The following is a 23,994-nucleotide window of genomic DNA, read 5'->3' as shown; positions in this document are numbered from 1 at the left end:
TGCAATGGTGCAAACGTTCCGAACAGGTGTTCAAAAGAGGTTGTTATGCCTAAGATGAAAACTCGCCGTGGTGCAGCTAAGCGTTTTAAAGCTACTGCTAACGGTTTCAAGCGTAAACAAGCGTTCAAACGCCACATTTTGACCAAAAAATCTGCTAAGCGTATTCGTCAATTACGCGGCTGTGTAATGGTTCACGTGAGTGACGTTGCTTCAGTTCGTCGTATGTGCCCATACATCTAAGGAGATTATAAATGGCTCGTGTAAAACGTGGTGTACAGGCTCATCGCCGTCATAAAAAAATTCTTGCTCGTGCTAAAGGTTACTACGGCGCTCGTTCACGCGTATATCGCGTAGCGTTCCAAGCAGTAATCAAAGCGGGTCAATACGCTTACCGTGACCGTCGTCAGAAAAAACGTCAATTCCGTGCTCTATGGATTGCGCGTATTAATGCTGGTGCTCGTCTAAATGGTTTATCGTACAGCCGTATGATCGCTGGCTTGAAAAAAGCTCAAGTGATTATCGACCGTCGCGTACTTGCTGACATTGCTATGCATGACGCAGTTGCATTTGCTGCTTTAGCTTCTAAAGCTAAAGATGCATTAGCTGCATAAGTCTTTAAGGCTTAAAAAAAGACCGCTTTTTAGCGGTCTTTTTTATGGCCTATTATTTTTTGAATCAAATTTTTTATGGGTCAAAGGCGAGACTGTGATACAACCATAATTACATATGATAAGAAAGACCGCATCAGCGTTAGGCCAGTACAATGAAAAGAATCAATGTTGTAGGAACTTCTGCTACAGGAAAATCTACATTTTCCAGAGCGTTGGCCGAAAAATTAGATTTGCACTATATCGAGTTGGATAATTTGTTTTGGTTAGACGACTGGCAAGAATGTCCTGATGAGTTGTTCTTTGCCAAGATTGAGTCAGAAGTACAAAAGGCGACACAGGGCTATGTGATCGATGGTAACTATACCCGAGCCATTCCTGTGAAATGGGCGGAAATTGACACGGTTATTTGGTTGGACTTGCCGTTTCCGGTCAATCTGTATCGTTCTGTGAAACGTGCTGTTCAACGTGTATGGGCGCAACAAGATTTATGGGCAAACTCCAATAATCGTGAAAGCCTCTTGCGTATGTTTGGTCGGGATTCAATCATTTGGTGGATGGTAAAAACCCATGCTAAAAATAGAAAAAAATATTTAAACATGATGCAGATGCCCGAATATCAGCATATAAAGTGGATTCATCTAAAGACACCTAAACAGGTGAAAAACTTTTTAGATCAATTGGTGATTGAGTAGAGTACAGCTTAAATTTATGAAACATGAAAAAATGAAGTCTTATATGTAAAACCATAGCTGAACTTTGGTTACATAAATCTGCTTTAATCTGAAATGTGATAGATGCCTAATAAATAAAAAGATTAAAAAGAAAAGGAGTAGGATATGCTTGCAGAAATTACTGGGATGGGACAGGGAAGTATCACAGTGGAATTACAAATGATTCCCAGAAAAGGTGAGTCAGTCAAAATTATGTATGGCCCTGATGCGAAGCTGGAAGGTGAGGTTGTTTCAGTTAATCATTATATTAATCAACATGCCAATCAGCATAAGGTGCAAATCAAAATCCGACCTTTCAATCTTCTAATTACTGCCTGAAAAAGTTGAGCCCGTAAAAAAAAAGCGCTCGTTGATAGGAGCGCTTTGATATATTTCTAATAGCTTATAAGCCAAAATAATAGCCAACTACACAAATTAAAATCGTAATCAGGATTAAAGCAAATACCCCAGTTTTTCCAGATTTATGCTGTGTTTCATGAGGCTTGGCCTCTATCGCACTTAATTTAGGTGATGAATGATGACGTGCATCAAGTGGTGTAGTTGTATTTTTGGGGCTTAGCTGTGCGGTTTGATAGTGATTGGCCACTTTCACAATGAACTTGGTCTTTAAATCATCAATCTTTTGTTCAAAATGACGTAGATTTAATTGCTCATCTGGCGTGAGCACTTGGCCTTCTGCATTGTAAGGATGTTGAATCTTAGTCTGGATCAATGCTGATAGTGCATCTAAACGATACAGCGTTTGGTGTGCATAATCAGCGGCGTAGTCTGTCGGTAAAAGAGAGAGATGGTGGGCTTCATCTGTGGCATCTTGTTGTCCATAGTAAGGTAAGGTTACCACCTCAGGCTCTACTAAACCTTGTGCAAATGACGCACTAAAAAGTTCTTGTTCGGTAAAGTTTTCGATTTCATCCCATTTCGGCGTTTGTAAATCCGCTTCAATGCGTTTGCTGAGTTTATGATTCAGTTCAAAACGCCATAAATTTTCACTACGGATTGAGCTTTGTTGTGCTTTTGGAATTATAAAATCGTGTTCAGCGCTGTACCACTCAGCCAGTTCTTTACCGAAAATCCAAGCTGTTTTTTGCTGTGCTTGGTGGCTAACAATAATATGTGGGGTGGCAAGGAGTTCAATATTTGGGTTTGGGTTCTTTTCATCTGCTAGCAATGTTGAGCTATGCAGACTGAGCTGTTTGACCCCTTGCTTTTTTAAGGCTTCAAGCCATACCTGAAAATGCTGAGCCAGTAAATGTTGGCTATTCAGATCACGAAACTGAAAGCAATGTCGGTCAAAAATGGCATGTTCTAACCAACGTTGGAAACTTAGGTTGTGACGCAAATATTCATTGCCATAAGTCACTAGAGTAAGTTGTTGTTGCCAAATAGGATCAAGCGACATCGTTTATTGTTCTCTTCTATGATGGCCCTATCTTAACCTGATTATAAAACCATGTACTAAATAAATTTTCCTGATCGTAGAGCTTCATCAACACGCTTAAAAACTGATAGAATATGGGGTTTTATTAATTTTATAAATTGTTGCTTTGAGAGTTACTATGTCACTGGAAGCCCTGACCACTGAAGCGCTCGCTGCGATTGCAGCAGCAGAGGACCTTGCTACACTCGATCAAGTGCGAGTGCAGTTTACGGGTAAGAAAAGCCAGCTCGCTGAGCAATCGAAAGCTTTAGGTAAAATGGACCCTGAAGAGCGTAAAGTTTTTGGTGCGCAAATTCATGCAGTCCGTGAAGCGATTACCGGTGCTTTAACTGAACGCCAAACACAATTACAACAAGCAGCATTAGCACAAAAACTCGCAAGTGAAACGGTTGATATTACTCTACCTGGTCGTGGTCAAACGATTGGGAGTATTCATCCCGTTACTCAAGTGCAAGAGCGTATTTGTCAGTTCTTTACCAAAGCGGGTTTTGTGATTGAAACTGGACCAGAAGTTGAAGATGACTATCACAACTTTGAAGCTTTAAATATTCCAGGGCATCACCCTGCGCGTGCAATGCACGATACATTCTATTTCGATGCGACACATTTGCTACGTACCCATACTTCGGGTGTGCAGATTCGTACTATGGAAACCCAGCAACCTCCGATTCGTATTGTGTGCCCGGGTCGTGTATATCGCTGTGACTCTGACCAAACGCATTCGCCAATGTTTCATCAAATTGAAGGTTTGTATGTCACTGAAAATACTAGCTTTGCAGAACTGAAAGGTTTGTTGGTCAATCTGTTAAACGAATTCTTTGAAAAAGACTTAAAAGTGCGTTTCCGTCCGTCTTATTTCCCATTCACAGAGCCAAGTGCTGAAGTGGATATTATGGATGAGCGTGGTAAATGGTTGGAAGTACTCGGTTGTGGCATGGTACATCCGAATGTATTACAAGCTGCGGGTATTGATCCTGAGAAATACAAAGGCTTTGCTTTTGGTCTAGGTGTGGAACGTTTTGCGATGCTTCGTTATGGCATCAATGATTTACGTATGTTCTACCAAAACGATGTGCGTTTCTTACGCCAATTTGCTTAATGGTTTAAATACAAATTTAACAATTTAAAGGTTTATAGAAATCCCCCTAAATCCCCCTTTAAGAAAGGGGGACTTTCACAGTCAAAAATAGAGTACGTGGCTTTCACCTCTTTTATACAGAAGGGGTTAGGGGGAGATTAAGGAAATTGAATTTATGAAAATTAGCGAAAATTGGTTGCGTACATGGGTGAACCCAGCCGTTGATAGCAATACGTTATCTGACCAACTAACCATGTTGGGCTTGGAAGTCGATGATTTATCACCAGCGGCAAAACCGTTCACTGGCGTGGTGGTTGGTGAAGTGTTGACCGTAGAACAACATCCTGATGCAGACCGTTTACGTGTGACAACTGTCAATATTGGTTCAGGTGAACCATTACAAATTGTGTGTGGTGCGCCAAACGTACGTGTCGGTATGAAAGCCCCTGTGGCAACCATTGGTGCGGTACTTCCAGGTGATTTCAAAATCAAAAAAGGCAAACTTCGTGGCATTGAATCACAAGGCATGTTGTGTGGTGCATCTGAAATTGATTTAGAAGATAAAATTGATGGTCTTTTAGAATTGCCTACAGATGCACCTATCGGTGTGGATGTTCGTGAGTATTTACAGCTTGATGATCATGTGATTGATATCAGCATCACGCCAAACCGTGGTGACTGTTTCAGTATTCGTGGTATTGCCCGTGAAATTGGGGTGATTAATCAACTGACCGTGACTGCACCTGAAATTAATGCCGTTGCTGCGACCATTGCCGATGAGAAAAAAGTCGTAGTGAGCACGGAAGGCTGCCCGCGCTATTTAGGTCGTGTGATTAAAAATGTGAATACCAAAGCAGCAACCCCAGAGTGGATGGAACGTGCCTTGGTTCGCTCAGGGATTCGTCAGCACAGTATTTTGGTTGATATTACCAACTATGTACTGATGGAGTTAGGTCAACCGTTACATGCTTTTGATGCGGCAAAAATTCAAGGTTCGGTTCAAGTTCGTCAAGCGAATGCAACTGAAAAATTGGTTCTACTGAATGAACAAGAAGTTGAGCTCAATGAAAAAGTCATGGTGATTGCGGATGATGAAAAAGCATTGGCGATTGCAGGCATCATGGGTGGCTTGTCTTCATCTGTTAGTGATGAAACCCAAGACATTTTCTTAGAGTCTGCGTTCTTTGCTCCATTAGCTATTGCGGGCCGTGCGCGTAGTTTTGGTTTACATACGGATGCGTCGCAGCGTTATGAACGTGGTGTCGATTTTGAACTACCAATGCTAGCGATGCATCGTGCATCACAATTGATTGCAGAATTGGCGGGTGGTGAGTTCGGTCCGATTACGACTGTAGAACAAACGGCAGTTTTACCGAAGCGTGAAGCGATTGAGCTGGAACAAGCGCAAGTGGATCAATTGCTTGGTTATCGCGTAGATGCTGAATTTATTGCGGATGCATTGACCCGTTTAGGTTGTGCTGTGACGGTTAAAGCAGAAGGTCAGTGGTCAGTGGTTCCGCCTTCACACCGTTATGATATGGCGATCTACCAAGACCTGATTGAAGAAGTTGCGCGTATTCATGGTTATGACAATATTCAAATCAGTTTGCCAAAAATTGAAGCGCAATTGGCTCAATATCAAGACCAATTTGAAGTGGCTCAGCTTCGTCAAACCCTCGTGACTTTGGGTTATCAAGAAGCAATTAGCTTTAGCTTTGCAGACTTAAAGCTTGAGAAGCAACTCAATGCGGCTGTGAATCCTTTGGCTTTGGCTAACCCGATTTCCAGTGATTTAGCAGTAATGCGTTCAACACTGCTTTCTAGTTTGATTCCGTGTGTGCAATATAACGTAAACCGCCAACAAAGTCGTGTGCGTTTCTTTGAACTCGGCTTACGTTTCGACTATCAAGATGCTGAATCTATTCATGATTTGAAACAAATTCCTACCCTTGCAGTGATTGCAACAGGTGCAAAAACGTCAGAAACTTGGCATGCTAAACCTCAAGCTATGGATTTCTTTGATTTCAAAGGCGAAATTGAAGAAGTATTGGCAGCAGGTCGTGTGCAGGTTGAATATGTTCGCTCTGAACGTAGTTGGTTGCATCCGGGTCAGTCTGCTGAGGTTTTAGTCCATGGTCAATCTATTGGTTACTTTGGTCGATTACATCCATCTTTAGAAGATGCACTGGATTTGAGCACAACTTGGGTGGCTGAACTTGATCAATCGGCTGTTTTGCAAACTTATGTATCTAATTTTACAGAATTATCACGTTTTCCGTCGGTTAGACGTGATATTGCGCTTTTAATTAGTGATAAGATAAATGTAAGTGAAATTCAGCAACTTATCGAAAAAACAGGTGGTGAGCTTTTAGACTCGACTTGGTTGTTCGATGTGTACACTGGGCAAGGCGTTGAAGAGGGTAAGCGCTCATTGGCATTTGCGCTTCTTTGGCAACACCCATCACGTACGCTTGAGGATGCTGAAATTAAATCCGGTATGGATCATATTTTACATGTGTTGGAAAACACTTATCAGGCGACATTGAGGGCTTCATGACAGCATTAACAAAAGCGGAAATGGCTGACCATCTAAGTGAGCTCACGAGTTTAAACCGTCGTGAAGCTAAACAAATGGTCGAGTTGTTTTTTGATGAGATTAGCCAAGCGCTAATCTCTGGTGAACAAGTTAAACTTTCGGGTTTTGGTAACTTTGAGTTGCGTGATAAACGCCAACGCCCAGGCCGTAACCCGAAAACGGGTGAAGAAATTCCGATTTCTGCACGCCGTGTAGTGACCTTCCGCGCAGGGCAGAAATTCCGCCAGCGTGTGGGAAATGAGCAGATCGATTGATCTGCTTTTTTTTTTATCAATTGCATGATTAGCAGTAGTTGATAGGCGTTGTGATGATTTTTATTCGATAAATTTTGAGCATAAAAAAAGAGAGCCAGAGGCTCTCTTTTTGACTAATCTCTAAAAGATTAGTGAGCTTTAGCTTCAGAAGCAGCAGCTACAGTAGCTTCAGAAGCAGCAGCAGTAGCTTCAGAAGCAGCAACAGTAGCTTCAGAAGCAGCAGCAGCAGCATCTACAGCAACTTCAGAAGCAGCTTGAACAGCTTCAGAAGCAGCAGCAACTTCAGAAGCAGCAGCAGCAGCAGGAGCTTCTTCTTTCTTAGCACAGCCAACGAAAGCTAAAGTAGTAGCAACTGCAGCAGCAATAGCGATTTTTTTGAATAACATGGCATCACTCTCTAAAATATGAGATTAAAAAAAACCGACGTTAGTCTGTTGTGTGCTTTTATTGTTCCTAATTTTGCTAGGGACTAACAATGCAGGAGCAGCCTAACTGGTCTGCAAATATGCTATCACTGCGCATTTTGAATTGCTACTAGCTAGGATGAAAAAAGTGATAAAAAAGGTCTAAAAGCAGGTCTTTTTTAACAGAAAATAACAATTAATGATGAGGTTTGTATTGGAGAAGTACTGAATAAACATTTAAAAAGATGAAGGTTTTTAATTTCAAATTTTTATTTATCAAAAACTTGTAAATAAGTTTACAGAGAATCGGATGAAATGTTGCTTTGTGTAAGTTAAGTCAACCAAATAAAAAGGCTGTCGTTAAGACAGCCTTTTTTTAGATGAAGCAGGTCGAATTAGCTGGTTGCTTTACGTTTCATTTGATCAAAGAAATCATCGTTGGTTTTGGTTTCTTTCATGCGATCAAGTAAAAATTCCATGGCTGCAAGTTCATCTTGGGTATGAAGTAACTTACGTAAAATCCAAACCTTACGTAGATTATCCTCAGACATTAGACGCTCTTCGCGACGGGTGCCAGACTTTTTGATGTTCATCGCAGGGAAGACACGCTTTTCCGCAATACGGCGATCCAGTGTAATTTCTTGGTTACCTGTACCTTTAAATTCTTCATAGATCACTTCATCCATTTTACTGCCTGTTTCAATCAGAGCTGTAGAAATGATGGTTAGTGAGCCACCTTCTTCAATATTACGTGCTGCACCGAAGAAACGCTTAGGGCGTTCAAGCGCATGTGCATCCACACCACCAGTTAAAACCTTACCAGATGAAGGAACAACCGTATTGTAAGCACGTGCTAAACGGGTAATGGAGTCGAGCAGAATCACAACATCTTTCTTGTGCTCAACCAAACGTTTTGCTTTTTCAATCACCATTTCAGCCACTTGAACGTGACGAGCAGGAGATTCATCAAACGTTGACGCAATGACTTCACCACGAACAGTACGCTCCATTTCTGTCACTTCTTCAGGGCGTTCGTCAATCAGAAGAACGATCAGGAAGCATTCAGGGTTGTTACGCACAATCGACTGAGCGATGTTTTGTAACAACATTGTTTTACCCGCTTTTGGCGGCGCTACGATAATTGAACGCTGGCCCTTACCGATAGGTGCAACCAAGTCAACCACACGTGCAGTTAAATCTTCTGTCGTCCCGTTACCAAGCTCCATTACCAATTGCTCGGTCGGGAAAAGTGGTGTTAAGTTTTCAAACAAGATTTTGTTACGTGAGTTTTCTGGCGTGTCGTAGTTAATTTGGTTCACTTTTAACAGTGCAAAATAACGTTCGCCTTCTTTGGGTGGGCGAATGGTTCCCGTAATGGTGTCACCAGTACGTAGATTGAAACGACGAATTTGAGATGGGCTAACATAAATGTCATCTGGGCCTGCAAGGTAAGAACCTGCTGCAGAGCGTAAGAAGCCGAAGCCATCTGACAGAATTTCCAAAACGCCATCACCAAAGATCTCTTCACCATTCATTGCATGGCGCTTTAAGATGGCAAAAATAATGTCTTGCTTACGGTTACGAGCCATTCCTTCGAGGCCCATAAATTCAGCAATTTTGATGAGTTCGCCAATCGGTTTTTTCTTGAGTTCGGTTAAATTCATAGGAGGTCAGATAAGAATCAAAAATTCTAAATTACAGGATGAAAAGGAAGCAACATTTAGCCGCAGACATGCAATGAAGTAACGCAATTGTATTTGAACTATAACAATTCAGAGGACTGATTCATTGTTTGAAGAGAAACGTGTCAAAACAATTTGTATTGCCGAGCGGCGATCTTATGTGTTGTGTCTTTTAAGAAAATGACAGGATTGAATAATCCTTTATCTCTTGATCATGCAATATAAGAGAGAAAGGCAGACTTGTCAATTTATAGCCGAAAAAAATACGCTGTTGTTTAGACAGCGTATTTCATTTTCAATCTAAATGGATGCTTAAATGTTTTCTTCAATAAAAGCAGTCAATTTCGATTTTGGTGCAGCGCCCACTTGTTGGGCAACAACTTCACCATTTTTGAACATGAGTAATGCAGGGATGTTACGGATGTTATAGTTCACAGCCGTTGCTTCGCAAGAAGTCACGTCAACTTTAACAATCTTCACTTTACCTTCGTATTCGTTCGCCAATACTTCTAATACAGGTGCAATTGCTTTACATGGCGCGCACCAGCCTGCCCAGAAGTCAACAAGCACAGGAACGTCTGATTGAAGTACATCAGCGTCGAAGTTTGTATCAGTTGTATTTACGATATTGCCAGACATGGATAGCTCCAGTTTCAATTTTTGGATAGTTTTATGGCTAATAGTATGTCATAGCCTGCTATCACTGAGTAGATGGATTACTAAATTTTCAACCTTTAGTTTGAATTTGTCTAATTGAAGCTCACGATGTTACTGATCGTGTAACACAATTGTCATAAATGCCGAAATTTTAAAAGCTCGTCAATTTCTGACCATAAATGGCTTTTAAATTGCATGGAGGTGAATTAATCTAAGCACAATTCTGTATAGGTTTATATTAAATCATGTCTGATTTTTTGATTGATGAAGAGTTACTTGCTGCCATCGATATGGGGTCGAACAGCTTCCACTTGGCGATTGCGCGAGTGGATCATGGCGAAGTGAAAAAAGTTGCGTCAATGTCAGAAAAAGTACAGTTAGCAGCGGGTTTAGATGAAAATAAAAACTTAACAGAAGCCGCACAGCAGCGCGGTTTGGCCTGTTTATCTCGCTTTGTTGGGCGCTTAGGTTCGGTTCAGCCAAATCGTTTAAGAATTGTGGCGACCAATGCGCTACGCCAAGCCAAAAATGGACATGAATTTATTCAGAAAGCTGCAGAAATTTTGCCGAAGCACATCGAAATTATTGCAGGTCGTGAAGAGGCTCGTCTGATTTATTTGGGCGTATCTCATACCATGGTAAACAGTGGACGCCGTCTTGTGATTGATATCGGTGGAGGTTCAACAGAACTGATTATTGGTGAAGAATTTGAACCTATTCATACCGAATCTTTACAAATGGGCTGTGTAGCATTTACCAAAGCCTTCTTTGTTGATGGTGAGATTAACCAAAAAAGTTTTGATAAAGCTGTGGTTGCAGCACGTAAGGAGCTGTCTGGTATTGCCAATACCTATAAAGAAGCGGGTTGGGATACGGTGGTCGGTTCGAGTGGAACCATTAAAGCGTGTCGTCAGATTACCGTGAATATGGGCTGGAGTAATGAAAAAGAAGAACTCACCCGTGACGGTTTAGATAAGCTCAAAGAAAAATTACTCAAATATAAACACGTCGCTGAGATGGAATTTGACGGCTTAAAAGAAGACCGTCGAGCAGTTTTGCCAGCCGGAATCGCTATTTTGTATGCCATTTTTGATGTACTCGAACTGGATAAATTGGTGTATTCAGATGGTGCCCTGCGCGAAGGGGTGATGTATGACTTACTTGGACGTTTTCAACATGAAGATATTCGAGATCGTTCTGTACAAGCGTTAATGGGCCGTTATAACGCCGATCCAAAACAAGCTGAACGGGTCGTGAACATGGCTCAACATTTGTTTGATGGTGTGGCGGATTCATTGAAATTAACCACAGAAGACAGTGATTTACTGCGTCGTGCGGCTTATCTGCATGAAATTGGTTTAGCGATTAGCCATGCAGGCTACCATCGTCATGGTGCATATTTATTGCAACATTCTGACATTGCGGGCTTCTCGCAAATTGATCAGAACCATCTGTCACATTTGGTAGCGCATCATCGCCGTAAGCTACGCAGTGACGCCCGTGTTGACGTGATGAAGGTCGGCGGTAACAAATTAGTCTATCTGTGTTTGCTACTTCGTCTTGCTGTTTTACTCAATCATAGTCGTAGCGATCAGATGCTTCCTGCCATTGAATTAACAGTAGGCAATGCGCAACAATGGCAGTTGAGTGTTTCTGGTAATGCCGCGCAATGGCCTTTGCTGGTTGCAGACTTGCATGATGAGCAGGCGCAATTTAAGCATTGGGATGTTGAGTTGGATATCCAATCAGAACAATTTGTCGATGAATAAATTGGTCAATTAGGGATTTATGGTTGAGCTATGAAGAATAAAGCTGCGCAATCCAAAGCATGGACGACGGTTCAAATTGCACGTCATCCTGAGCGTCCGCAATTTTTAGATTATGTGAGTGAAATTTTTACCGAATTTGATGCTTTGCATGGTGATCGCTTATTTGGTGATGATGGTGCAATGATTGGTGGATTAGCTCGCTTTGATGGTCAGCCAGTCATGATTGTGGGTCAACACCGTGGTCGTAGTACGCGTGAAAAGTTACAACATAACTTTGGTATGAGTAACCCAGAAGGTTACCGTAAATCACAACGTTTACTTGATATGGCTGAACGTTTTAATCTACCCGTCTTTACCTTTATTGACACCATGGGTGCATATCCAGGTGTGGGTGCAGAAGAACGTGGTCAGGCTGAAGCAATTGCAACGTCTTTGGCACAACTTTCAAGCTTGAAAGTGCCTGTGATTGCAACCGTACTTGGTGAAGGTGGTTCAGGTGGTGCACTGGGCATTGGTGTGGCTGACCGTGTGGTAATGTTATCCCATAGTATTTATTCAGTCATTTCACCTGAAGGTTGTGCATCTATTTTATGGAAAACAGCTGAAAAAGCAGAGCAGGCCAGCGAAGCTTTGGCATTGACTGCTGAAAAATTACAGAAAATGGGTGTTGTTGAATACGTGGTCGATGAAGGTGAAGGTGCTCACCTCCACCCAGAACAGGTCATGCATGCTTTAAAAACTGTTTTAAAAGATGCTTTGGCTGAGTTGCAACCGATGGATGCGAATGAACGATGCGAAGCACGTTACCAACGTTTAATGAAGTTTGGCAGCGACAATTTAGGACTAGCGTCTTAACCGAGTTTCAGGATACACCTGAACAGCCTCATTTTTTAATCGGATGTAGTGGTGGCATGGATTCCATGTTACTACTCCATTTGATGTCTCATTTATTTCCCAAGCGTATTCGCGCCATTTATATTGATCATCAATTGCAGGATGTCAGTCCACAGTGGGGTAGCTTTGTTCAAGAACAGTGCTATGTCTTGGATGTTCCATGTGTGATTCAAGCGGTCGATGTTGATACAGGCAATGTAGAAAGCCAAGCCCGCAGTGCACGTTATGCGGCCTTTCAGAAGCATCTTCTTGCCAATGAAATTTTGGTTCTCGCGCATCATCAACAAGATCAGGCTGAAACCGTCTTACTCCGATTATTCTCTGGTGCGGGAATTCATGGACTTGCCGCCATGCAGAGCCTCGACAGACGAGAGCAATTTACAATTTGGCGCCCGCTATTGGCTTTGTCCAGACAGCAAATTGAGCTGTGGGCTACTGATATGCAACTGAGAAATATTCAAGACCAAACCAATTTTGATACTAGTTATGATCGGGCATGGTGTCGAGCCGAATTATGGCCGATCTTAGAACAACGCTTTCCGAAAATGCAGCAAGCTTTGGCACGTACCAGTTATTTGATGCAAGATGCTGAGTCCATTTTGACCGATGTGTTGGCTCAAGACTGGGCCAGTTGTGGAGATGCTTCGGTTTTAAATTTAACTTCATTTCGTCAGTTAACTGCACCGAGACAGCGACAGCTGTTGTCTGCTTGGATGAAAGGTGAGGACTTATATCGTCCTGCTTTTGATATGGTACAACGCCTATTTGATGAGGTGATTGAATCTAAAGTCGATGCTCAGGCCGCTTTGCATTGGAATCAATACTATTATGTGCGTTATCAACAGCAACTATTTCGTGTTTGTAAAGCAGAGTATTTGGCGGAACAATTTCAGACGGTTGAGTCAATTCAGCAGCGTTTTAGTTTAGATCAAGCTTATGCATTGGCTTCGGGGCAATATCGCATTGAAACACAAAAATATGGACTGTCTGCTAAATTGTTAGAGCAGACTTTACAGATAAAACCGCGTGTAGGTGGGGAGAAGCTGCATTTGTATGGGCGGGTTGGGGCTTGGCCGTTGAAAAAAGCCATTCAGAGCGCACAAATTTTTCCGTGGCAACGTCATACAATACAAATATTAAGCATAGATAATGTTATGCTTGGTGTTTTTACGCCTAAAGGATTTTGGTTGGTCGAGTCGGCTTATTGTGAAGCGGGTGGATGGCAACCAAATTTAATTGCTTAGTTAAAAAATTCAGGATACAGAAATAATCATGAGCGCAGTGTTGAATCGTAATATTTGTTTTATCGGCGGTGGTAACATGGCTCAAGCCCTCATCGGTGGTTTGATTTCACGTGGTTTACCTTCAACTCGCATTACGGTTTCTGATCCTGTTGAACAAGTTCGTCATTTATTGGCTGAAAAAGACTTGGTGGTGACTGAGGATAACGCATCTGCTATTCGTGAAGCCGATGTCGTGGTCTTAGCGGTTAAACCTCAAGTTTTAGCCCATGTTTTAAAACCATTAAACGGTTTATTTGACGGTAAGTTGATTATTTCAATTGTTGCGGGTGCTGAAATTGCTACGATTGCTGCACTCGCTGGCAGTGATCGTATTGTGCGTGTAATGCCAAATACGCCTGCTTTAGTACAAACAGGTGCGCATGGTTTATATGCCACTGAGGCTGTAGATAAAGAAGACCGTGATTTGGCGAGCCAAGTACTTGCTGCGACTGGCTTGACTTTATGGGTAGGCGAAGAAGCGCAAATTGATGCTGTGACTGCAGTGTCTGGTTCAGGTCCTGCGTATTTTTTCTATATGATGGAAAGCATGATCCGTGCAGGTAAAAACCTTGGTCTAGATGAAAAAGTAGCAACGGCGTTGACGTTGCAAACTGCACTGGGTGCGGCACAAATGGCAATCACGAGCTCAAATACACCTGCTGAATTGCGTAAAAATGTCACTTCGCCGAATGGTACAACCCAAGCGGCACTTGAAGTGTTTGATCGTGCACAAATTTCACAAAATATCCAAGCTGCATTGGCTGCTGCTCAAAAGCGCAGTCAGGAACTTGCTCAAGAGCTGAGTGAAAGTAGCAAATAATCGTTTTATTTAGGAAAGTTCAAGTATGGGTGCAAACTCTGCGCTAATTTTTGGCATCATTATTAACGTTGCAATTTTACTGGTGTTCTTCCGCTTTCTCATGCAGTTGGCAGCGGTTAACTTTTATAACCCAGTGGTGATGTCGACCGTAAAAGCCACAAAAATTGTGGATATGTTTGGTCGTATTTTTCCAAATGTAGCAAAAGGTCGTGTGAACTTAGCGGCTTTAGTACTTTTGGTTTTATTGTATTTACTGAAAATTTTTGGCGTCATGTATCTCTCTGGAGCGATGCCAAATAGTCCTGTGCATTTGGTTATTTTAACTTTTGTGACCATGATTCAAGACTTGATTCGTTTCTGTCGTTACTTGATTTTTGCAACGATTATTTTAAGTTGGGTGGTGATGTTTACGCAGTCACGCTCGCCTTATATTGAGGTGATTCAAGAGCTTGCGGAACCTTTACTGGCGCCGTTTCGCCGTTTATTGCCGAATATGGGCATGATTGACCTTTCTCCAATTGTAGCGTTCTTGGCGCTGTATATTGCTGAAATGATTATGAATGAAGTGGCGATTGTTCTGCTCACTGGTTTATAAGATTGTAGCGAATAAAAAAGGACTCGATTGCGAGTCCTTTTTTTACGGCTGAAATTTTTTAGATGAAGACGTTGATCTTACTTTTAGGAGACAAATAGCTTCCATCCCAGCCTTCCTCCTTGGAGGAGGAAGGCGCAAATGCTTTAGTGGGCTTCATCCCAGTTTCGACCTTTGCCAACTTCAACTACAAGAGGGACTGAAATATTCAAGACCGATTGCATCACTTTAGCAAGCTGTGGTGCCAATTCATCTGCAATAGCTTCATCGACTTCAAAAACCAATTCATCGTGTACTTGTAGTAGCATTTTGGCCTGATCTTTCGGTAGCATTTGATCAACTGCAACCATCGCCATTTTAATAATATCCGCAGCAGAACCTTGTAGTGGTGCATTAATTGCAGCACGTTCGGCCGCTTGTTTGATCATTTTATTGCTTGCCATGATATCTGGCGTGTACAAGCGACGACCCAAAATGGTTTCGACAAAACCTTGTTCGCGTGCAATTTGGCGGGTGCGTTCCATATAGTCGAGCACGCCCGGATAACGTTGGAAGTATTTCGCAATATAGCCACGCGATTCTTCGCGGCTAAAACCGAGTTGACGGGTTAAGCCAAATTCAGACATGCCGTAGAGTAGACCGAAGTTGACTGCTTTGGCCTGACGACGTTGGTCTGACGTGACATCTTCGAGGGCGATACCTAAGACTTCAGCCGCAGTACGACGGTGTACATCTTGCCCATGATTAAAGGCATCAACCAAGGCTTCATCTTGTGAGAAATGCGCCATTAAACGCAGTTCGATTTGTGAATAATCGGCTGCCAATAACACGCGACCTTGCGGTGCAATAAAGGCTTTACGAATTTGACGTCCAATTTCCTCACGCACAGGAATGTTCTGTAGGTTTGGATCGGTCGAAGATAAACGGCCTGTTGCGGTCAGTGCTTGGTGGTAGCTGGTATGCACACGATGGGTATCGTTATTGGCTTGTTTTAATAAGCCATCGGTATAGGTGCTTTTGAGTTTAGATAAACCGCGATAGTCTAAAATGAGCTCGGTAATCGGGTGGTCAATTTTTTCTAAAACGCTTTCAGAGGTACTGTACTGACCGGTTGCGGTTTTTTTGCCACCCTTGAGTCCGAGTTTATCAAACAAAATCTCACCGACTTGCTTCGGCGAGCTAACATTGAAACTTTGTCCTGCCAGTTCTGTGATTTGGTTTTCAAGATTGGCCATGGTATTGGCAAACTCAACACCGAGTTGGTCGAGGAAGTCTAAGTCGAGCTCAATGCCGTTTTCTTCCATGATGGTCAGGACACGGGCCACTGGCATTTCGACATTGTGTAAAATATTGACCAGTTCGGGATGCTTTTGCAATTTGGCATCAAGCACTTCAAACAGGCGATAGGTCACATGGGCATCTTCGGCAGCATAGTGTGCAGCGGCTTCGATCTCAATTTGGTTAAAGGTTTTCTGTTTTGCGCCTTTACCTGCTACTTGTTCAAACGTGGTGGTTAAGTGGCTGAGGTAGAGACGTGACACGTCATCCATCCCGTGACGCGTTGCTACAGCATTGAGGACATAAGATGCCAACATGGTATCGAAATACCAACCTTTGAGTTCAATGCCATGATTTTCCAAGACATGTGCATCATATTTCAAATGATGACCAATTTTTTGAACCGACTCATCTTCTAAAATCGGTTTGATTTGTGCCAAGATCTGTTCACGCTCTAGTTGCACAGGTGCATTTTCATAATCATGCGCAAGTGGAACGTAATATGCATCTTGAGCATCAAACGCGACCGAAAAACCAACAATTTGCGCTAAGCGATAGTCTAAACTGGTGGTTTCAGTATCAAAGGCAAAACGTTTTTCTGTACTTAAACGTTTGAATAATGATGCCCACTGTTCTGCACTGAGCACAGTATGGTAGTTCGCTTGACCCAGTTGGTCATCGACACTACTTTGGACGGCTTGATCTTCCGTATTGATAACGGTTTCAGATTGTGCTGATTTAACAATTTCTTGCGTTGCTTGTTTGTAGGTTGCACTATTAGGATTGTTTGGATGATCCAATGATTGCAACTGCTGGCGAAATTCCAGCTCAGTATACAGTGAACGCAAGGCTTCGGTATTCGGATCTTGCAGTTTGAGATCGTCAAAGGTCAGCCCAGTCTCTAAGTCACAGACAATACTTGCCAGTTGGTGATCTAGAGCAATTCCATCGGCATGTTCTTTGATGTTTTGACCGACTTTGCCTTTAATTTTATCGACATTTTCTAAAATGCCACCAATTGAGCCGTATTCTGTTAACAGTTTTGCTGCGGTTTTGGCACCGACACCTGGAACACCCATAATGCCGTCAGAGGCATCGCCCATTAGGGTCAGATAGTCAATAATTTGGTTGGGCCACACCCCAAACTTTTCAAACACGCCATTTATATCCATCGGCTTGTCTTTAAAGCTGTCTTCTAAGGTGACTTTATCGGTCACCAGTTGAGCCATGTCTTTATCGCCTGTGGAAATCAGCACTTGCTGTCCCGCGGCTTCTGCACGTTTGGCTAAAGTCCCGATGATGTCATCTGCCTCTGCACCTGGGAGCATGTATAAAGGGATACCCAAGGCACGAATTAAGGCATGCAAGTATGGAATTTGTTCCGATAATTCATCAGGCATACTTGGGCGGTCACCTTTATAAATGGGCGACAGCACATGACGGAAAGTCGGTTCAGGGGTATCGAAAATGACCGCCATATGCGTTGGTTGAGTACGACGCATCAGTTTCTGGATGGCAGAAATTGCCCCACGAATTGCATTGGTATGTAAGCCAGTTGACGTGGTGAGCGGTGGCAAAGCATGAAAAGCACGAAATAAAAAGTATGAGCCATCGACCAAGACAAATGGTGGCATTGCAAGATTCCTTATCCAAATAACCTGTTCATTGTACGTGATTTTGCCACAGAACAAAGTGTATTGATGTACCGATTGGCATAGATGGTTACCGTTCAGCGCTTAAATAGTGACGCCAAGCTGATGTATTATTTGAAGATGAGAAAAAGAGATTGAGAACGGATGCAAACTGGACAGCGTGAAATTCGCATGATGTGGTTGATGGGGCTGACCATTGTTGCAATTGCAGCATGGTTTTTGGCCGTGCCACTGTTAAGTGCATTGTGTGGAATCGCTTGGGTCATGAGTGTCATGCACTATGTTGATAGTATTGAAAAGCCCAGTACGACGTTGGCGGAACAACGGGGCATTGCTTTTCAGCCAACGTCAAAAGTGCCGCTTTACCTTGCGTCTTTCATTATTTTAATCGGGATGGTGGGGCAATGGGGCGGACTCATTGGGTTGGGGATCAGTGGTTGGTTGTTCTTTTTCTTTCGCTGGTTGCGTCGCCTAGAATATCTATTGTTATCTGTGCAAGTACAGCCACATCAGGGTATATTCGACCGTTTCCCAGAATTTGAAAACTCTCTCCCTTTACCCACGAAGTCCACCATTCTAAATAACACAGATGATTTAAGCCTCAGTGAGCAAGTGAAACACTGGCTGTGGCAGGGTAATCCAGTCTTAAAAGTTGCAATCGTGGTGCTGTTGATTGGGCTTATTTTATTATTGCGTTTTGCCACCGAGCATTGGCAGTTGAGTCTCGCGGTTAAGCTGGGTCTTGTTGCAGTGGTGAGTGTGTCTGTTGTGGTCTTGGGTTATGTGCTTCAACACAAAAACCGCAGTTTTGCTTTGGCTTTGGAAGCACTTGGACTGTCAGGTTTATTTTTGACCTTATTTTTTGCTTACTACAACGGTGTGATTGCAAGTTTAGCAATTGCAAGCCTGTGCTTTGTGGTGGTGATGGCAGTGACACTTTGGCTTAGTTTAAGACAGCAGTCGATTGAGCTAGCGTTAATGGCGATGGTCATTGCTTATTTAGCACCTTTTACCTTGCCAGTACGAAATGCGACTGCGATTGAGCTGGTGGTCTATTACTTGGTGATTAATATTGCAGTTGCGGTTTTAAGCACGTTTAGGCCGTGGAAAGTTCTCAATCAAATTGCTTTTTTAATGACGGTGGTCGTAGGCGGAGCGTATGCTTTTTATCAAGGTAAAGCGCCTGAGCGAGACATGCTTACCTTGTTGGTTTTAGCACATAGTGCCGTCTTTATTTGGCTGAGTTTTCGTTATAGTCAACTGTTGGCACGTGAGGATTTAACTCAGTTTAAGTTGAAACCGATCTTGGATATGGCTTTGATTTTTGCTGCCCCCATTGTTGCATTTGCTTTTTTGTATATGATGTATTTTGAGGAGATGATTTGGCAGGCTGGTTTTAGTCTAGGCTTTGCAGCGCTCTATGCCATGCTTTATCAACTGCTAAAAAAAGCCCACAGTGTTGAGTTGATTGCGCAAAGTTATCTCAGTTTGACTTTGGTCTTTTTGGCACTGATTCCCCCTATTTTACTGCCTGATCAATGGGGTGTGGTGGGTTGGAGTGTCGAGGGTGCACTTATCTTTATCTACGCTTTGTATCGTACCTCGAGCTTGAGTCGTTATTTGGCAATGGGCTTATTGGCGGTAGCAGGACTGTCGAGTCTGTACTATGTGGTCGAGCTCAATCGTTTTCCAACGGAAGTTTATTGGGCGTTGTGTCTGAGTTATTTTGCTGTGGTTGCCGTTGCCAACAGTGTAGAGCGCTTTAGACAACAGTTGTCTTTTGCCACGATTGCCTTTTTTTGCTTACAACTGCTTTCAGCAACCAGCATGTTGTTTATTTTGCTTTTAGATGAAATCGACAGTAAAAGTCAGGTAACAATAGCGTTGATGATCATTGTCCTTTTATATACAGTGCTAAATGAATGGCTGCTCTACCGCAAAGCCAGTTGGTCATGGCTATTACCCAAATGGATTGGCCTAATTCCGCTCTATGCCATTGTCTTTATTTTCTTGGTTGACCTGAGCCATGATGGCATCATTATGTGGCATTCTGGATTAGACCGTCTATTGTTTGCTTTAACGAGTGGATTACTCACCTTGCTGTGGTTACGCCCACTACAGGGTGTGGAGGATGAGCTGGAATGGGTGAGTTTGGGTGCTTTACTGAGTTTGGCGCTGACCAGTTTAACTCTCATCCCAAGTATGCCATATCTGAGCATCGTTATTTTACCGCTCGCCTTTGCCGTATGGTGTTATGCGCAGCCCACTCCAAACTTGTGGCGAAAGTTTTGGCAGGCACGTAATACCTTAGTGCTTATGCTGTTTTGGATCGTCTGTTCTCAGATTTTTAGCCTGCAAGCTTTTCAGCTATATTGGTTGCCGATATTCAACCCATTCGACTTGATCAGTATTGCGATGCTGATCGGGTTCATTTGGATGCTGAATTTACAGATGAAAGCAGGCTTGGAAAAAAGTCTGGGTGCCATTTTGATGATGTCGAGTCTACTTTGGCTCAGTAGTTATGTGGTGCTACGTGCGCTGCATGTCTACTTCCTAACACCCTATAATGACTGGGAAATGTGGGAAAACGCTTTAGTGCAGCTGAGTTTTACTTTGCTTTGGGTTAGTTTGGCTTTCATTTGCATGCTGACGGCAACCAAACGCAACTTGCGTTCATTGTGGATTTTTGGTGGTTGTATTTTGGTTTTGGTGACGCTCAAGCTGGTTTTATTTGACTTGTCTCATATTGGCACCTTGACCCGTGTGATTTCATTTTTGGGTGCTGGCCTAGTGATGTTGGTGATCGCGTATATTGCGCCGATGCCTGAACTTGAAGAAAAGACCCATTAAATTAGCTCAACTCCTTATGTCTGGATGGATCATAAGGAGCTGCATTGATCTATTTGATATTCGGTTCTCGTTTCAAGGCTTGTGCATTGGCATATTGATCGATTTCTTGATTGGATAATGGCCTTGAAAGCGGATGATCGACAAAGCCCATTTTTGGCACAGGAATTTCGATTTGATTATCTAAGAAACCATTGCGAATACGTTCCTGCATTTCATCGCGCACTTGTAAAAAGTGTTCTTGCTGACACCACACGGCAAACAGTAGTTCAATCGAAGACTCACGAAAAGCGGTGACGGTGACGGCAGGTTTAGGGTCAGCAAGAACCAAAGGATATTTATTAGCCACATCAACCAGCACTTCACGTACTTTGATGATGTTCTCATGGAAGTTAATGGCTAAGGTGATGGGAATGCGCCGTATTGGAAACTTAGAGAGGTTATGAACTGGGGCTCGAATCAGTTGTTCATTCGGCAGTCGTACATAAATGTTGTCTTGAGTGAGTAACTTAACCGAAAGAAGGTCAATTGAAATGACTTCACCTTCAATAGTATTGCCACGAATAAGGGTGATTGAAATAGTGTCGCCAATTTCAAAGGAACCCTCACCAATCAGGAACAATCCACTGATTAAGTTGGATGCAGAGGTTTGGGAGGCAAAACCTAAAGCAACCGTCAAAATACCTGCTGCGCCTAAAAACACACTCAGTTTAAAACCAGCTTCTTTGAGGCTGGCCATCACAAAAATTAGGAAAATAAAGTAAAAAATACCACGTCGCCAGACCAGTCGTTGGTGCGCGTTAAACTTAGTGCCAATGGTTCGGATAAAGGTATTTGAAACCAGACGTGCCAAGAGAAAACCAACAAAACACAGCACTAAGGCAATTAAGATTTCCGTTAATCGTTCTGTATTGATGTTTGTGAAAATGCCCTTTAGGCTACTGGTAATTTCTTGGGGAATATTTGAGTTTGGCATCTGTCCCCCTTAGAAGAATGAATCAAACATATTAAATAATGCACTCGCCGAAGAGCGCGGTGGATGCACATAAATCACTTTGCCTGCATGCGGAGGCGTACGGTTTTCGATACGGATTCGTGGTGGCCGATCGGCACCTTCATGCAAGACTTTAATTTGCGATGTCCAAAGTCGATCCGTACTTTCACTATAAAATAAAGGCAGGGCTGAAACAGGTACGTTCATTCGGTCGAAGCGCAGTTGTAAATGGCTGGTGTTGTGGAACTCAATGGGCGTCACTGCACGAAATGCACGTGGTTTGAGTTGATGTAATTCAGTTCGACCATCGACAGCCGTAGCATAGGCAATTTCACCTGTACGGTGGTTTGGCCCAAACCACGTTTCTTTGGGTAAAATCACAGGAATATCAAATAAGGGGTCGCGCTGACCTTCAATAAAACCCGAAATCCATAACGGGGTGCTGATATACAGCGTCCCGCGCTGACCAGCTGGAATATAAATCGGATCGACAGGTTTAATCACCACTGAACGATCGGCCAAACGTGGCATCAGTTGAATCGTATGGTGAGTTTTTTTAAACATGTAACGTTTAATTTCAACGGGTTGTGGAAAGGCGAAATGTGGGTCTTCTATCGCATGCCATTTTTGCTCATAGTCATACTGAACTTGAGGCCGATGGAACTCTAAACGCCACTCTTGTAGGCCACGGGTGAGGCGAAAAAGTAATGAGCCGAACTGCCACGCACGGGCTTGATTCAACTCAAAATTGTATTCCCCCCACCATTTTAAATTGGGGCTATCCGATTCAAACAGTTCATTCATATTAGGCAACAGCACATTTCCTTATATTGCAAATCAGTGAAAAACAGACTTCACGCTGTCATATGCTTAGAGTACACTCAAAATAATATTTTTCATCATTATTATAATTTTAAGATGCAAGTGCTTAAACAATTACAAATTCCCTATAGTTTTGCGAAGCGTCATGGTGTGCTGTTGCGTTACGAAGGCGATCAAGCCTTTATTGTGCGCCGTGAAAGTACCCCGTTGTTGGCTGTGCAAGAGGCACGTCGGTTTTTAGGTGTGGTAGCACAACATCAGCTGTGTAGTGATGAAGAGTTCCATCAGCTTTTAAGCAGTAGCTATGCAGGGGACAGTGGCGAATCGCAACAAGTGGCCGCAGGTTTAGAAGATCATCCTGATTTACTTAGTTTAGCTGACCAAGTGCCTGAAGCTGAAGACCTGATGGATCAGGAAGATGATGCTCCAATTGTTCGTTTAATTAATGCCTTATTGTCTGAAGCGATTCGTGTTGGCGCATCTGATATTCATATTGAAGCCTTTGAAAAGAAATTATCGGTGCGTTTACGTGTCGATGGGCAATTGCGTGAAATTGTCCAACCACGCCGTGAGTTGGCACCGCTCTTGGTATCACGTATTAAGGTCATGGCTAAATTGGATATTGCGGAAAAACGGATTCCACAAGATGGACGTATTTCACTGCGTTTAGCTGGGCGTGAAGTCGATGTGCGTGTTTCGACTTTGCCATCATCACATGGCGAACGAGTGGTGATGCGTTTATTGGATAAACAAGCGGGTCGTTTGAATATGACCCATTTGGGCTTATTGAAGCCTGATTATGAGCGTTTGACTCAATTGGTGCATCGACCACACGGCATTATTTTGGTCACAGGGCCGACAGGTTCGGGTAAAACCACGACACTTTATGCAGCACTTTCAGACCTCAATGACGGCTCTAAAAATATTTTGACCGCCGAAGACCCGATTGAATATCAACTGGAAGGGATTGGACAGACCCAAGTCAACACCAAAGTTGATATGACTTTTGCGAGAGCCTTAAAGGCCATGCTGCGTCAAGATCCTGATGTAGTGATGGTGGGGGAAATTCGTGACTTGGAAACGGCTGAAATTGCGGTACAAGCATCGCTCACAGGGCATTTGGTTTTATCTACACTGCATACCAATACAGCCATTGGTGCGGTCACTCGTTTAAAAGATATGGGCATTGAGCCGTTTTTGCTGTCGAGTTCTTTGATTGGTGTTATCGCACAGCGCTTAGTACGTACGTTATGTAGTCACTGTGTGACATGGCATGAAGCCGATACTTTTGAAACACAACTGTTTCAGCATTTGAATCCAAAAGCAGAACTTCAGTTACCTCAACCGAACGGCTGTGAACGTTGTTCACATACGGGTTTTACAGGACGGACGGCAATTTATGAAATTGTTCCTGTGGATGATCAAATGCGTCGTTTAGTTCATGGTAATGCTGCTGAATTTGAGCTAGAAGCTTATGCACGACAACATTCAGGCTCTATTCGCGATGATGGTTTGCGCAAAGTATTGTCAGGTAAGACTACACTGGAAGAAGTATTACGTGTGACCAATGAAGCAGCTGAATAATCTAAGTC

21 protein-coding genes are annotated in these 23,994 nt (G+C 42.9%); 14 read left to right on the top strand and 7 right to left on the bottom strand.

Annotated elements, in window-relative coordinates:
- The first annotated feature begins 45 nt into the window (after positions 1-45).
- The 4 genes from rpmI to CDG62_RS16360 all read left to right on the top strand — a co-directional run bounded on the left by rpmI (position 46) and on the right by CDG62_RS16360 (position 1,660).
- A complete protein-coding gene (gene rpmI, locus CDG62_RS16375) occupies positions 46-240 on the top strand; it encodes a 50S ribosomal protein L35 (protein WP_004278281.1) in 195 nt (64 codons plus the stop codon).
- 11 nt (positions 241-251) lie between these two features.
- Complete coding sequence (rplT, locus tag CDG62_RS16370) at positions 252-611, top strand: 50S ribosomal protein L20 (protein WP_004692276.1); 360 nt, start codon at positions 252-254, stop codon at positions 609-611.
- Between the two features lie 152 nt (positions 612-763).
- The gene (locus tag CDG62_RS16365) at positions 764-1,303 is read left to right on the top strand and encodes an adenylate kinase (protein ID WP_087527517.1); all 540 of its coding nucleotides are present in this window, start codon (positions 764-766) and stop codon (positions 1,301-1,303) included.
- 144 nt (positions 1,304-1,447) lie between these two features.
- Positions 1,448-1,660 (top strand): hypothetical protein, encoded by a 213-nt coding sequence (locus CDG62_RS16360; RefSeq protein WP_087527516.1) that lies wholly within the window; start codon positions 1,448-1,450, stop codon positions 1,658-1,660.
- A gap of 64 nt (positions 1,661-1,724) precedes the next feature.
- Here the strand turns inward: CDG62_RS16360 and CDG62_RS16355 are convergent, their stop codons facing one another.
- The gene (locus CDG62_RS16355) at positions 1,725-2,741 is read right to left on the bottom strand and encodes a hypothetical protein (protein ID WP_087527515.1); all 1,017 of its coding nucleotides are present in this window, start codon (positions 2,739-2,741) and stop codon (positions 1,725-1,727) included.
- Between the two features lie 157 nt (positions 2,742-2,898).
- On the opposite strand from CDG62_RS16355, the gene pheS reads away from it, so the two are divergent.
- From pheS to CDG62_RS16340, 3 genes are all read left to right on the top strand, one after another.
- Positions 2,899-3,879 carry a phenylalanine--tRNA ligase subunit alpha gene (pheS, locus tag CDG62_RS16350; RefSeq protein WP_087527514.1) on the top strand — a complete coding sequence of 327 codons (981 nt, stop codon included), beginning with the start codon at positions 2,899-2,901 and terminating at the stop codon, positions 3,877-3,879.
- A gap of 154 nt (positions 3,880-4,033) precedes the next feature.
- Entirely contained in the window at positions 4,034-6,415 is a 2,382-nt protein-coding gene (pheT, locus tag CDG62_RS16345; protein ID WP_087527513.1) for a phenylalanine--tRNA ligase subunit beta, read from the top strand.
- Positions 6,412-6,708: an integration host factor subunit alpha gene (locus tag CDG62_RS16340; protein ID WP_004649746.1), complete on the top strand. Its 297-nt coding sequence runs from the start codon at positions 6,412-6,414 to the stop codon at positions 6,706-6,708. The genes pheT and CDG62_RS16340 overlap by 4 nt, the downstream gene beginning before the upstream one ends.
- 128 nt (positions 6,709-6,836) lie before the next feature.
- Here CDG62_RS16340 and CDG62_RS16335 read toward each other — a convergent pair whose 3' ends face one another.
- From CDG62_RS16335 to trxA, 3 genes are all read right to left on the bottom strand, one after another.
- Entirely contained in the window at positions 6,837-7,094 is a 258-nt protein-coding gene (locus CDG62_RS16335; protein WP_004979199.1) for a hypothetical protein, read from the bottom strand.
- A 413-nt stretch (positions 7,095-7,507) separates the two neighbouring features.
- The gene (gene rho / locus CDG62_RS16330) at positions 7,508-8,776 is read right to left on the bottom strand and encodes a transcription termination factor Rho (RefSeq protein ID WP_004692266.1); all 1,269 of its coding nucleotides are present in this window, start codon (positions 8,774-8,776) and stop codon (positions 7,508-7,510) included.
- 330 nt (positions 8,777-9,106) lie between these two features.
- Positions 9,107-9,433 (bottom strand): thioredoxin, encoded by a 327-nt coding sequence (trxA, locus tag CDG62_RS16325; RefSeq protein ID WP_004692264.1) that lies wholly within the window; start codon positions 9,431-9,433, stop codon positions 9,107-9,109.
- Positions 9,434-9,696: 263 nt separating this feature from the next.
- On the opposite strand from trxA, the gene ppx reads away from it, so the two are divergent.
- The 5 genes from ppx to CDG62_RS16300 are packed head-to-tail and all read left to right on the top strand — an operon-like array spanning position 9,697 to position 14,812.
- On the top strand, positions 9,697-11,220 hold the full coding sequence (gene ppx / locus CDG62_RS16320) for an exopolyphosphatase (RefSeq protein WP_004692262.1): 1,524 nt from the start codon (positions 9,697-9,699) through the stop codon (positions 11,218-11,220).
- Between the two features lie 30 nt (positions 11,221-11,250).
- Positions 11,251-12,075, top strand: coding sequence for an acetyl-CoA carboxylase carboxyltransferase subunit alpha (locus CDG62_RS16315; RefSeq protein WP_086209830.1), 825 nt, complete (start codon positions 11,251-11,253; stop codon positions 12,073-12,075).
- Positions 12,012-13,358, top strand: coding sequence for a tRNA lysidine(34) synthetase TilS (tilS, locus tag CDG62_RS16310; protein ID WP_087527512.1), 1,347 nt, complete (start codon positions 12,012-12,014; stop codon positions 13,356-13,358). Before CDG62_RS16315 ends, tilS begins: the two co-directional genes overlap by 64 nt.
- 28 nt (positions 13,359-13,386) lie before the next feature.
- On the top strand, positions 13,387-14,217 hold the full coding sequence (proC, locus tag CDG62_RS16305; protein WP_087527511.1) for a pyrroline-5-carboxylate reductase: 831 nt from the start codon (positions 13,387-13,389) through the stop codon (positions 14,215-14,217).
- Positions 14,218-14,242: 25 nt separating this feature from the next.
- The gene (locus CDG62_RS16300; protein WP_004979206.1) at positions 14,243-14,812 is read left to right on the top strand and encodes a YggT family protein; all 570 of its coding nucleotides are present in this window, start codon (positions 14,243-14,245) and stop codon (positions 14,810-14,812) included.
- A gap of 143 nt (positions 14,813-14,955) precedes the next feature.
- On the opposite strand, the gene polA is transcribed toward CDG62_RS16300, so the two are convergent.
- The gene (gene polA, locus CDG62_RS16295; protein WP_087527510.1) at positions 14,956-17,721 is read right to left on the bottom strand and encodes a DNA polymerase I; all 2,766 of its coding nucleotides are present in this window, start codon (positions 17,719-17,721) and stop codon (positions 14,956-14,958) included.
- Positions 17,722-17,883: 162 nt separating this feature from the next.
- Between polA and CDG62_RS16290 the strand changes: the two genes are divergently transcribed.
- Complete coding sequence (locus CDG62_RS16290) at positions 17,884-20,589, top strand: DUF2339 domain-containing protein (RefSeq protein WP_087527509.1); 2,706 nt, start codon at positions 17,884-17,886, stop codon at positions 20,587-20,589.
- A gap of 49 nt (positions 20,590-20,638) precedes the next feature.
- On the opposite strand, the gene CDG62_RS16285 is transcribed toward CDG62_RS16290, so the two are convergent.
- Positions 20,639-21,562 (bottom strand): mechanosensitive ion channel family protein, encoded by a 924-nt coding sequence (locus CDG62_RS16285; RefSeq protein ID WP_087527508.1) that lies wholly within the window; start codon positions 21,560-21,562, stop codon positions 20,639-20,641.
- A 9-nt stretch (positions 21,563-21,571) separates the two neighbouring features.
- A complete protein-coding gene (locus CDG62_RS16280) occupies positions 21,572-22,384 on the bottom strand; it encodes a hypothetical protein (protein WP_087527507.1) in 813 nt (270 codons plus the stop codon).
- A 114-nt stretch (positions 22,385-22,498) separates the two neighbouring features.
- On the opposite strand from CDG62_RS16280, the gene gspE reads away from it, so the two are divergent.
- Positions 22,499-23,986, top strand: coding sequence for a type II secretion system ATPase GspE (gene gspE, locus CDG62_RS16275; RefSeq protein WP_087527506.1), 1,488 nt, complete (start codon positions 22,499-22,501; stop codon positions 23,984-23,986).
- Positions 23,987-23,994 lie beyond the last annotated feature (8 nt).

It is taken from the genome of Acinetobacter sp. WCHA55, assembly GCF_002165305.2.
Taxonomy (GTDB): domain Bacteria; phylum Pseudomonadota; class Gammaproteobacteria; order Pseudomonadales; family Moraxellaceae; genus Acinetobacter.
The sequence above is the reverse complement of the archived record's forward strand: the minus strand, read 5'-3'. Positions and strand labels throughout refer to the sequence as shown.

Excerpts from the sequence above, each read along its gene's own strand:
- proC (WP_087527511.1), top strand. The coding sequence starts at position 13,387 with ATGAGCGCAGTGTTGAATCGTAATATTTGTTTTATCGGCGGTGGTAAC.
- CDG62_RS16365 (WP_087527517.1), top strand. The coding sequence starts at position 764 with ATGAAAAGAATCAATGTTGTAGGAACTTCTGCTACAGGAAAATCTACA.
- rho (WP_004692266.1), bottom strand. The coding sequence starts at position 8,776 with ATGAATTTAACCGAACTCAAGAAAAAACCGATTGGCGAACTCATCAAA.
- polA (WP_087527510.1), bottom strand. The coding sequence starts at position 17,721 with ATGCCACCATTTGTCTTGGTCGATGGCTCATACTTTTTATTTCGTGCT.
- pheT (WP_087527513.1), top strand. The coding sequence starts at position 4,034 with ATGAAAATTAGCGAAAATTGGTTGCGTACATGGGTGAACCCAGCCGTT.
- CDG62_RS16355 (WP_087527515.1), bottom strand. The coding sequence starts at position 2,741 with ATGTCGCTTGATCCTATTTGGCAACAACAACTTACTCTAGTGACTTAT.
- pheS (WP_087527514.1), top strand. The coding sequence starts at position 2,899 with ATGTCACTGGAAGCCCTGACCACTGAAGCGCTCGCTGCGATTGCAGCA.
- CDG62_RS16340 (WP_004649746.1), top strand. The coding sequence starts at position 6,412 with ATGACAGCATTAACAAAAGCGGAAATGGCTGACCATCTAAGTGAGCTC.
- CDG62_RS16285 (WP_087527508.1), bottom strand. The coding sequence starts at position 21,562 with ATGCCAAACTCAAATATTCCCCAAGAAATTACCAGTAGCCTAAAGGGC.
- rpmI (WP_004278281.1), top strand. The coding sequence starts at position 46 with ATGCCTAAGATGAAAACTCGCCGTGGTGCAGCTAAGCGTTTTAAAGCT.
- tilS (WP_087527512.1), top strand. The coding sequence starts at position 12,012 with ATGCGAAGCACGTTACCAACGTTTAATGAAGTTTGGCAGCGACAATTT.
- CDG62_RS16290 (WP_087527509.1), top strand. The coding sequence starts at position 17,884 with ATGCAAACTGGACAGCGTGAAATTCGCATGATGTGGTTGATGGGGCTG.
- CDG62_RS16315 (WP_086209830.1), top strand. The coding sequence starts at position 11,251 with ATGAAGAATAAAGCTGCGCAATCCAAAGCATGGACGACGGTTCAAATT.
- CDG62_RS16360 (WP_087527516.1), top strand. The coding sequence starts at position 1,448 with ATGCTTGCAGAAATTACTGGGATGGGACAGGGAAGTATCACAGTGGAA.
- CDG62_RS16300 (WP_004979206.1), top strand. The coding sequence starts at position 14,243 with ATGGGTGCAAACTCTGCGCTAATTTTTGGCATCATTATTAACGTTGCA.
- CDG62_RS16280 (WP_087527507.1), bottom strand. The coding sequence starts at position 22,384 with ATGAATGAACTGTTTGAATCGGATAGCCCCAATTTAAAATGGTGGGGG.
- ppx (WP_004692262.1), top strand. The coding sequence starts at position 9,697 with ATGTCTGATTTTTTGATTGATGAAGAGTTACTTGCTGCCATCGATATG.
- gspE (WP_087527506.1), top strand. The coding sequence starts at position 22,499 with ATGCAAGTGCTTAAACAATTACAAATTCCCTATAGTTTTGCGAAGCGT.
- CDG62_RS16335 (WP_004979199.1), bottom strand. The coding sequence starts at position 7,094 with ATGTTATTCAAAAAAATCGCTATTGCTGCTGCAGTTGCTACTACTTTA.
- trxA (WP_004692264.1), bottom strand. The coding sequence starts at position 9,433 with ATGTCTGGCAATATCGTAAATACAACTGATACAAACTTCGACGCTGAT.
- rplT (WP_004692276.1), top strand. The coding sequence starts at position 252 with ATGGCTCGTGTAAAACGTGGTGTACAGGCTCATCGCCGTCATAAAAAA.